The organism is Vulcanisaeta sp. EB80 (genome assembly GCF_002078205.2).
This window is the reverse complement of record NZ_LCWN02000080.1, coordinates 1-9,133: the sequence shown is the minus strand read 5'-3', so window position 1 is coordinate 9,133 and position 9,133 is coordinate 1. Positions and strand designations below refer to the sequence as shown.

Below are 9,133 nucleotides of genomic sequence, written 5' to 3'. Positions count from 1 at the left end.
GTCCTGATGCCCCTGGTTGAGGTGATAAAGGGTGCGCAAACCAGTGATGAGGTTGCCAGGAGGGCCTATGACTTTGTCAAGAGCCTGGGGAAGGAACCAATAATGGTGAATAAGGACGTACCTGGATTCGTCGTTAACAGGGTACTCATATCGCTGAACTCAGCTGCATGCCTACTGGTCGCGAACAATCAGTACTCCATCGTTGAGGTGGACTCCGCGGTCAAGTACAGGGCTGGTTTGCCGATGGGAATCTTCGAACTTCAGGACTTCACGGGCATAGACGTCGGCTACCTAGTCGGCTTAGCCGTGGCTGAGAGGGACCCAATGCTTAGAGTCCCATGCCCATTAATTGAGGATCTCTATAAGAAGGGTTGGCTTGGACAGAAGAGTGGACGTGGCTTCTATGAATACAAGGGTGGGGCCTATGAGAGGGCCAACATACCGAGGGAGGCAGGTGAAAAGGTTGACTTGGTGTCCATATTCGCCCCTGCCATAAACATGGCGGCTTGGTTGCTCAGGAATGGTATAGCGTCCAGGGAGGATATCGATAAGGGTGTCAAGCTAGGCCTCGGTTGGCCAAAGGGCGTTTTCGAGTTCGCTGATGAGTTCGGCATTGATAAGGTTGTGGACGCCCTAAACCAGCTGTACTCCAGGTTTAACTACGAGTTATTCAAGCCGGACCCACTATTGACGCAGATGGTTCAGGAGGGTAGGCTTGGCCAGAGAAGTGGTAGGGGGTTCTATGAGTACGGTGCTGCCGGAACCGTGGAGTTTAAGGAAATAATGCTAAGGAAGGAGCCACCGCTGGCTTGGATAATACTGAATAGGCCACAGAGGCTCAATGCCTTAACAATGACCATGCTCGAGGAATTGAGTAGGGCACTTGACATGCTTTGGGATGATAAGGAAGTTAGGGTCGTCATAATAAGGGGGGCTGGCGATAGGGCGTTCTCGGCTGGAGCCGATGTATCATCATTCGCAGGCCCACTCCACACATACTACTTCTTCCTATACAATAGGAGGTTCCAGGAGGCCGTTAGCAAGATTGAGAGGTTTCCAAAGCCCGTGATAGCCGCGATTGATGGCTACGCCCTGGGTGGTGGTTTGGAAATAGCAATGACTTGCGACTTTAGAATAGCCACTGAGAGGTCTGAGTTTGGTCAACCCGAGATAGCACTGGGCATATTGCCTGGAGCCGGCGGCACGCAGAGGTTAATCAGGCTTGTTGGTATGGCTAAGGCTAAGGAGTTGATAATGCTTGGCGATAGGATCAAGGCCGATGAGGCGTACAGGATTGGTTTAGTGAATAAGGTTGTGCCTAAGGAGAGGTTTGAGGAGGAGGTTAGGTCATTCGCCATGAGGCTAGCCCAGGGACCGCCAATAGCATTAACCTACGCGAAGTATGCAATAAACTTCGGAACGCAGGTACCAACGGACATAGGGTTAATGCTTGAGGCGGCTTTCTTCAGCATGGCAGTTAATACAAAGGATGCCCAGGAGGGCGTCATGGCGTTCCTGACAAAGAGGAGACCTGAGTTTAAGGGTGAGTGAACTATATAGTATATATAGTAACATTATTTAAAATTAACCTAACTATAAGCAACTGGTTATGTCTGAGGATCCCTACGAACTACTCAAGTCGATGACGGATAAGGCACTACCTAAGTTAACAAGTAAAATAGGTGGTCCTGTTAAGGTCTTTCAGTTCACCGGGGAGGGCTATGAACCATTCTATGTCGAGGTTGGGGGTGGTTCAATAAAGCTCACCAAGGGTTCCCATAGATCACCAACGGCGACAATACAGGTCAATAAGGACAACCTACTGAAGTTAATTAAGGGGCAGTTAGATGCAATGCAGGCGTACTTCTCGGGCATAATCAAGGTGACGGGTAATATAATGGATACAGCGACCCTGATCGACATAATGAACACAGCACGCTCGGCGTAACGATGTATATAGTTTATAATTATCATTAAAAATCTATACATATTTCCCCATGGCAACTAATTAATATAAATAATAATTACATTTATACCCAGAACCTGGTTATAGGTCCTCATGAGAATTCTAGTAACTGTACCGCTTGTGGACCCTGACGTGGGTCCTATAGCAATGAAGCTACTTAGTGAGGCTGGTGAGGTGGATGTTAGGCCGATGACTACGGAACAGTTAAGGGAGGCTATAGGTGATTACGATGCTGTGATCGTCAGTGTTTGGCATAGGGTCACCAAGGACGTAATTGATGCTGGCAGGAAGCTTAAGGTTATTGGCACCGCATCCGTGGGTGTCGATCACATTGATGTTGATTATGCTGAAAGCAAGGGTATAAGGGTTGTGAGCGCTGCTGGCGCATCAACGTACAGTGTGGCTGAGTTTACGTTTGGTTTACTCTTAATGATGGTTAAGCGAATACCTGAGAACATGGGTAGGGTTAAGGGTGGAGAGTGGGGTTCCCTGTTGACGCCGGGTATTGAGTTGTTCGGTAAGACCTTAGGCATAATAGGGCTTGGCAGGATTGGCTCCTACGTGGCTACCATAGCCAATGCCTTTAGGATGAGGGTTTTGGCTTACGATCCGTTTGTAGATAGGGATAGGTTCATTGAGGTTAACGCCGTTAAGGTCGATAATCTAGATGACTTGCTTAGGCAGTCGGATTTCATAACAATACATACATCATTAACTAAGGAGAGCAGGGGCTTAATTGGCGCTAGGGAGGTTGGCTTGATGAAGGATGGGGTTTACATAGTGAATACGGCGAGGGGTGAGGTTGTTGATGAGAACGCAATCCTCAATGGTTTGAGGTCGGGTAAGATAGCTGGTTACGCAGCGGATGTGCTTACGGGTGAGCCACCCACTGAGGAGACATCGCCATTGTTGAGGACGTTCAAGAGGGGTGAGGTTCCCAACCTATTCATAACAAGCCACATAGCTGGTGTAACTAGGGAGTCTGTAAAGAGGTATACGTTGTATGTTGCCCGTGGGGTTAGAGACGCATTGATGGCATATGGAAGGTGACTAGGCATGGTCACCGGTGGAGAGGTCCTTGTTAGATCGTTGATTGAGGAGGGCGTGGATACGGTGTTTGGCTTACCTGGAACTCACGTGCTTGGAATATACGCGGCACTACATGACTATGCCGATAGAGTTAGGCATGTACTTGGTCGTTTTGAACCGAGCATGGGTTTCATGGCTGACGGATACTCAAGGGCTAGCGGTAGAGTTGGTGTCCTCATAGTTACCGCGGGACCTGGCGCCACGGGCCTCGTGACACCGCTTTCACAGGCGTCCGTTGAGGGGGTGCCTATCGTAGCCTTTGCCGGGTTAACACCAATTAAGACTGCAGGTAGAGGTTATTACCACGAGTTTAGGGATGCCAATGCACAACTGAGTATCTTTAAACCATTCACCAAATGGGCTGTCAGGGTTGAGGATGGTAGGGATATACCCAGGATCGTCTCTAGGGCGTTCAGGATAGCTAGGGAGGGTAGGCCTGGTCCTGTTTATGTGGAGTTGCCGAGGGATATTATCGATAGTGATACAGAGTGGGTTGGTTACACGAGGGAGGAGCCAACCAGGGTTAAGCCTGACCCCGCCGTCGTAGACGCAGTAGCTAGGGACTTGCTCAATGCTGAGAGGCCCGTCATCTACGTCGGTGGTGGTGTGATATCGGCGGAAGCAAGCAATGCCCTAATTAGGGTTGCTGAGGAGCTTGGTGCGCCCGTGGTTACTTCAGTAATGGGTAAGGGCGCCATACCCTTCGATCACCCGTTACATGGCGGTTTGGCGGCTGGTTATTTCGGCGATACCGTGGCTGTGAAGCTTGTGGAGATGGCTGACGTTGTGTTGGGTGTGGGTACTAGGTTTAGTGAGTTGGGCACTGGGATGTGGTCGTTACCTATTAAGGGCAAGCTGATCCACGTTAATATTGACCCTAACGACATCGGTAGGAATTATAGGACTGACTTAGCCGTGGTTTCGGATGCACTTGAGTTTCTCAATGCACTTTATGAAAGGATTAGGGGTAGGGGTCCAGGTAGGGATAGGGGTATTAAATTGATTGAGAAGGTTAAGGCTGAGGTTGGTAATCAGGAATTGAAGGAATTAGGCTATGACGAATCTAGGATAAATCCGAGCGATTTGGTTAAGGCCCTGGCTAGGGTTATTGATCGTGACATGCGCGAAGGTAAGGCCGTGGTGACATGCGATGCTGGAGGTAACCAGGTGGCGATGTTCGAACTCCCAGTCTACAAACCAAGGACCTACTTCAATCCAGCAGGCTTCACATCACTTGGCTTTGCAGTACCTGCCGCCATTGGCGCCAAAATAGCTAGACCTGAGGCCACTGTGGTGGCTACGACGGGTGATGCGGCATTCTTCATGACCGGCATGGAAATAGCCACGGCGGCTGAATTGAAGTTAAGGGTTGCCTTCGTAGTATTTAATGACAGAGCCCAGGGGGTGCTCAAGTTACAGCAGAAATTCCTCTACGGCGGTAAGGTATACGCATCGCATACATACCCGATGGACTTCTGTAAATTCGCTGAATCACTAGGCATTAATTGTGTCAGGATTGATGATAGGAGGGAGTTAGAGACGGGGCTTGAGAAATGCATCTATGGCTCCAACGGACCTTGCATCGCGGATGTTGTTATAAACCCTGATGCGGTACCTGTACCAATAACCAGGCAATTAATGGCAATATTCAGGAGACGGTGAGTTGTAATGACGGTAACAGGTTTATTAATTGAATAGGTTATAAAGGCATAATATATAACTATTGAGATTGTTTGAATTTTTATGACCCTTAAATATAATTATTCTATCCCCACTTGACTATGGCCCTTGCGTGGAGACCCCTTTCCAGGTTTTCATAGGCCTCGTTTATCTGCTCCGGCACGTATGTGTGACTTACAAGCTTCCTAACATCCACCTTTCCCGACGCAACCAATTTTATTATTTCGGGTAAATCAAGCCTAGGTCTATAGCCTAGACTACCCATTATCCTTACACCGTTTATTACAAATGGTAAAACATTCACCGTGAATGTGGACTTAGGTCCACCTAATCCTGTAACCACTATCGTCCCAGTCCTAGCCACGACCTCCATAGATAATTTGAGATCAGGTTCGGGTCTTGCTTCATGAACCACATCAGCACCATCGGGTAGTACATCCCTAATCCTACTTATTGGATCCTCCTTTGTCGAATTAATAACATGGGTTGCACCGAGCTCCTTCGCCTTCTCTAGCGCGAAGTCCCTAATATCAACGGCGATTATCGGGTAGGCACCCATGGCGCTCGCCAGTTGTATTGCTGATAAACCAACACCGCCGGCGCCAATAACCACAAGACTTGTTCCAGATCCCACACCAGCCTCCCTCAATGCGTGATATGCCGTGCCGTAGGCACAGGCTATTGGGGCTGCATAGTAAATATCAGCACCCTTCTCAAGCGGTATAACCGCTATCTCCGGTATTGTGATGTACTCCGCATGACCGCCATTGATACCGACCAGACCTGGCATCCTACCTGCCGCGGCTGGGCAGTAATTCTCCTTACCGCTTGCGCAGTACTTACATATGCCGTCAGGCACTATCCAGGACACAATGACAGGATCACCCTTCCTGAGGCCCCATGGATTCTTCACATCAGGCCCAAAATCCTCAACCCAACCAGAAATCTCGTGACCGGGTATGAAACCCTCCCTCACAGGTCCAAAATCACCCTTGAATAGGTGTATGTCGCTATGGCATATGCCTGTGGCGGCAACCCTCACAAGTATTTCTCCAGGGCCTGGTTTTGGCGTTGGTACCTCCTTAACTTCCAGGTAAGGCTTACTTGGGCCCTTATATGTTGCAGCCTTCATAAACTTAGAGCGATACCCTGGTTATTTAATCTACCCTATATGATGCATATTTACCAATATATTACACTATATATTCTTCCCAACAATTTTAAAATAAGTAAATACGATACCAGGTTATGCAAGGAACTTTGTTGGTACTTTCATAGCTGTGTTCGTCATCTTTATTGCAGCTGATGAGAACTGCACTAGTGTTAGGAAGCTGCCCTTCTTAACCCTTATTTTCCTAGATAATATTGCACCGACTGGGTCCACCTTACCCTGTATTAGGTCTTTCCATAGTGAGTAATCGGTCTCTAGTATGTAGTCGGCATCGGCCTTACTGGCGTCGATGTAGAACTCAGAGCCCTGGCAGGTCCCATTCCTCAACTTAAACTTCATGGCTCCAGCATTCGAAGTGACGCCTGACAGGCCCATTAGCTGGGCGACAGCATTAACCACGGTGCTTGGTACGTTGGTGGCCACAAAGACAACGTCCCAAACCCAATCCTTAGCTGCCTCCCTATATTCAGGGTTTTCATTAAGGGCCTTACAGAACGCCTCAGCCCACTGTGGACTTGGGAATATGAAGCCCTCACTTGACATACATCTCAGAATAACTCATAGCAACATTAAAGAATTCCTCGTATATAAGCTATATACCTTATATGAAAAGCGTATTATCTATAAATAGTAATTATACTTAAAATCAAACCTAGTGAATTAATAAGCCATGGAGTATTTAGACTTAGAGCGATTAAGTGATGAGGATGAGTTACTGAGGAGGAATGTACATAGGCTTGCTGAGGAGGTTTTGAGACCAATATCGATAAAACTCGATAGAATGAGCCCCAGAGATCGTATTAGACCGAACTCACCGATATTCGAGGCCATAAGGGAAATGAAGAAAATGAGTCTGCATAGAATCCACCTGCCTAGGGATCGTGGTGGTGTTGGGCTTACGAATCTACAACGATACACAATAGATGAGGAGCTTGGTTGGGGTGGATGTAGCTGTTTTGGTTTTCGTGATTATTTGTGGCGTTTATTATCGTTGGTGATGGGGCGACAGGCTTATAACCCCAATCCCAGCACCTTAACTGTGCCCCTGGGTTTCCAAGACCCGTAGGGCTGGGAACCGCGGGCGACCGTTGGCGAGCCACTGCGGTGAGGGGGCCCGGGGAGACCGTCGAGAAGGAGACGGCGGAAAACCACCGAAAATAAACGAATACAACCCGCCGTCTCTGGAGAGACGGTAGCCTTGGATTGGCTACGTTAATTGGTGTGGATGCTATACCATTTACGGTAGCTGCGATGTTTGGCTCAGAGAGGGTTAGGGAGGAGGTTGTTAAGCCATGGTTGGAGGATGTTGAGGGGAGATACATTGGTTGTTGGGGCGTTACTGAGCCTGAGCACGGTAGTGATTACATACTTGCGTTTAGGGATAGGGATGTCGAGTCCTTTGGTAGAGGTAATGTGGTTATTGAGCGTGATGGCGACGAGTGGGTCATCTATGGGCAGAAATCGGCGTGGGTTTCCGCAGCACCAATATGCACACATATGGGTCTCCACGCTCAGGTTAAGGATGGTAAGAGCCTTAGGGAGGGCGCGTTCGTCATAGTCCCCCTCAACAAACTTGGCGTTAGGAAGGGAGAGCCCGTGGACATGCTCGGAAATAGGGATTGCCCACAGGGTCCCGTGTTCTTCGATGGAGTACGTGTACCTGAGGATTACGTCATTGCATTATCACCATTCTACGAGGTATTTTCCGATCAACTCCTCAATATAACGAGTGTAAATATGGGCGCCTTCTCAGTGGGCTTGGCCAGGGCTGCCTTTGAGGAGGCTCTCAATTATGCAAAGACCCGTGTACAGGGTGGTAGGCCCATAATTGAGCATAAGAACATTAAGTTGAAGATTTATGAGATGTTCGAGAAGATTGTAACGGCGAGACACTACGTAGTTAAGGCCATGGACTACGTATACAATAAATTCTTCCAATTATCCTTCGACGCAGCGCCTAGGTACGCGAGGACTGCGCAGATATACGCTAAGAAGATTGCATTCGAAGTCGTCAATGACGCACTCCAAATATTTGGCGCCTATGGGTTGAGCAGTGAATTTATAATTGAGAAGTTGTTTAGGGATGCTAGGGCCCTACTTATTGAGGATGGTACCGTTGAGGCCTTAAGTCTCGATGCTGCCGATGACGTAATTCAAAACTATAAATAATGCCTTACAAACTATATTCACTATATATTGATTAAGAATAAAAAAATACCCGCTCTTACTTAAGATATGGTATTGAAGGGTGGTGATAAGGGTTTTGGAATACCACTAAATGCATCCCTATATCCACGCTCAGCCATAATAAGCTATGGTAAGGTTAGGGTTGCCCTGGTCCTCGCAAACATAGACCCCAAGTCCGTAGAGCCGCTATTGCCTGAGGGTGTGGATTTAGCCATGGAGATGGCTGGTTTTTGGGTTGGTGATTATGGGCTGTCCACGGTTGGGGTTTATAGGGAGGCTTTGGTGGCCATACCCGTGAAGACGGGGGACATTTCACTGGCCTACTACATACCGTACATATACGTAACCAACGACGCCGCATTAGCAGCCGGTAGGGAGCTGGCGGGTGCGCCCAAGAAGCTTGGTAGGATCGAGCTCTCGATAAATGATTACGGATTAGTTGTTGGCACACTGGATAGGGGCGGTGAGTTAATGAGGGTTGAGATTGCGATAGCCAGTAGGCTTGGGCTTGAGCAGCTCGATGCATTTAAGGCCTTGATACCGAGGGTTGACAACACAATCACATTCCCACTACTATCACTCAGGGTATTACCTCCATTACCCGACGGCACACCTGGCATTGCCCAATTAATACTTTGGTACGCAAAATTCATATTCACACCGAGAGATAACCCACAGTTATGGGCTGGCGAGGCCAGGGTGAAACTTAACGGTACCCCATTTGACCCACTTGACGATATTAAAATCACCCAGGTAATTACAGGCCTTTACCTTGAGGGTGATATGGAGCTCGGCATCACGAGGATGGTTAAAGAATGGAAGCTTTCCTGGTAACTATATAGCCTATATTTATTAAATATTTAAATTAAAAGAAATAACCATAAGGTGTAGCATAAATATGAATTTAAGTGAGACACTATTGCTGATCTGGTTTGTCTTATTCATAGTACTTGCAATAATGGTGGAAACAACCTTAAGTGAGGATGGTTTGATGTATATTTATTCACCGAATGTTTATGTCTATGGGATGTCAATAACAA

Annotated in this window: 9 protein-coding genes; 7 read left to right on the top strand and 2 right to left on the bottom strand. The window is 47.8% G+C overall.

Annotated elements, in window-relative coordinates; all coding sequences use genetic code 11:
* The 4 genes from B7L70_RS10955 to B7L70_RS10940 form a co-directional block, all read left to right on the top strand.
* Positions 1–1,551, top strand: a 1,551-nt coding sequence (locus B7L70_RS10955) for a 3-hydroxyacyl-CoA dehydrogenase/enoyl-CoA hydratase family protein (protein ID WP_081228210.1), incomplete at its 5' end; no start/stop codon positions are given.
* Between the two features lie 58 nt (positions 1,552–1,609).
* Complete coding sequence (locus tag B7L70_RS10950) at positions 1,610–1,948, top strand: SCP2 sterol-binding domain-containing protein (protein WP_081228208.1); 339 nt, start codon at positions 1,610–1,612, stop codon at positions 1,946–1,948.
* Positions 1,949–2,059: 111 nt separating this feature from the next.
* Positions 2,060–3,016, top strand: coding sequence for a hydroxyacid dehydrogenase (locus B7L70_RS10945; RefSeq protein ID WP_081228206.1), 957 nt, complete (start codon positions 2,060–2,062; stop codon positions 3,014–3,016).
* Between the two features lie 6 nt (positions 3,017–3,022).
* Positions 3,023–4,717 carry a thiamine pyrophosphate-binding protein gene (locus tag B7L70_RS10940; RefSeq protein ID WP_081228204.1) on the top strand — a complete coding sequence of 565 codons (1,695 nt, stop codon included), beginning with the start codon at positions 3,023–3,025 and terminating at the stop codon, positions 4,715–4,717.
* 103 nt (positions 4,718–4,820) lie between these two features.
* Here B7L70_RS10940 and B7L70_RS10935 read toward each other — a convergent pair whose 3' ends face one another.
* A complete protein-coding gene (locus B7L70_RS10935; protein WP_081228203.1) occupies positions 4,821–5,867 on the bottom strand; it encodes an alcohol dehydrogenase catalytic domain-containing protein in 1,047 nt (348 codons plus the stop codon).
* A gap of 114 nt (positions 5,868–5,981) precedes the next feature.
* Positions 5,982–6,449, bottom strand: coding sequence for a Fis family transcriptional regulator (locus B7L70_RS10930; RefSeq protein ID WP_081228200.1), 468 nt, complete (start codon positions 6,447–6,449; stop codon positions 5,982–5,984).
* A gap of 127 nt (positions 6,450–6,576) precedes the next feature.
* Here B7L70_RS10930 and B7L70_RS10925 point away from each other — a divergent pair, with 127 nt between their 5' ends.
* From B7L70_RS10925 to B7L70_RS10915, 3 genes are all read left to right on the top strand, one after another.
* Complete coding sequence (locus B7L70_RS10925; RefSeq protein WP_081228198.1) at positions 6,577–6,972, top strand: acyl-CoA dehydrogenase family protein; 396 nt, start codon at positions 6,577–6,579, stop codon at positions 6,970–6,972.
* Positions 6,973–7,127: 155 nt separating this feature from the next.
* Complete coding sequence (locus B7L70_RS10920) at positions 7,128–8,075, top strand: acyl-CoA dehydrogenase (protein ID WP_238376221.1); 948 nt, start codon at positions 7,128–7,130, stop codon at positions 8,073–8,075.
* A gap of 66 nt (positions 8,076–8,141) precedes the next feature.
* The gene (locus tag B7L70_RS10915; protein WP_081228195.1) at positions 8,142–8,927 is read left to right on the top strand and encodes an acetoacetate decarboxylase family protein; all 786 of its coding nucleotides are present in this window, start codon (positions 8,142–8,144) and stop codon (positions 8,925–8,927) included.
* Positions 8,928–9,133 lie beyond the last annotated feature (206 nt).

Coding starts and splice junctions, on each gene's coding strand:
- B7L70_RS10915 (WP_081228195.1), top strand. CDS start 8,142: ATGGTATTGAAGGGTGGTGATAAGGGTTTTGGAATACCACTAAATGCA.
- B7L70_RS10935 (WP_081228203.1), bottom strand. CDS start 5,867: ATGAAGGCTGCAACATATAAGGGCCCAAGTAAGCCTTACCTGGAAGTT.
- B7L70_RS10950 (WP_081228208.1), top strand. CDS start 1,610: ATGTCTGAGGATCCCTACGAACTACTCAAGTCGATGACGGATAAGGCA.
- B7L70_RS10945 (WP_081228206.1), top strand. CDS start 2,060: ATGAGAATTCTAGTAACTGTACCGCTTGTGGACCCTGACGTGGGTCCT.
- B7L70_RS10940 (WP_081228204.1), top strand. CDS start 3,023: ATGGTCACCGGTGGAGAGGTCCTTGTTAGATCGTTGATTGAGGAGGGC.
- B7L70_RS10930 (WP_081228200.1), bottom strand. CDS start 6,449: ATGTCAAGTGAGGGCTTCATATTCCCAAGTCCACAGTGGGCTGAGGCG.
- B7L70_RS10925 (WP_081228198.1), top strand. CDS start 6,577: ATGGAGTATTTAGACTTAGAGCGATTAAGTGATGAGGATGAGTTACTG.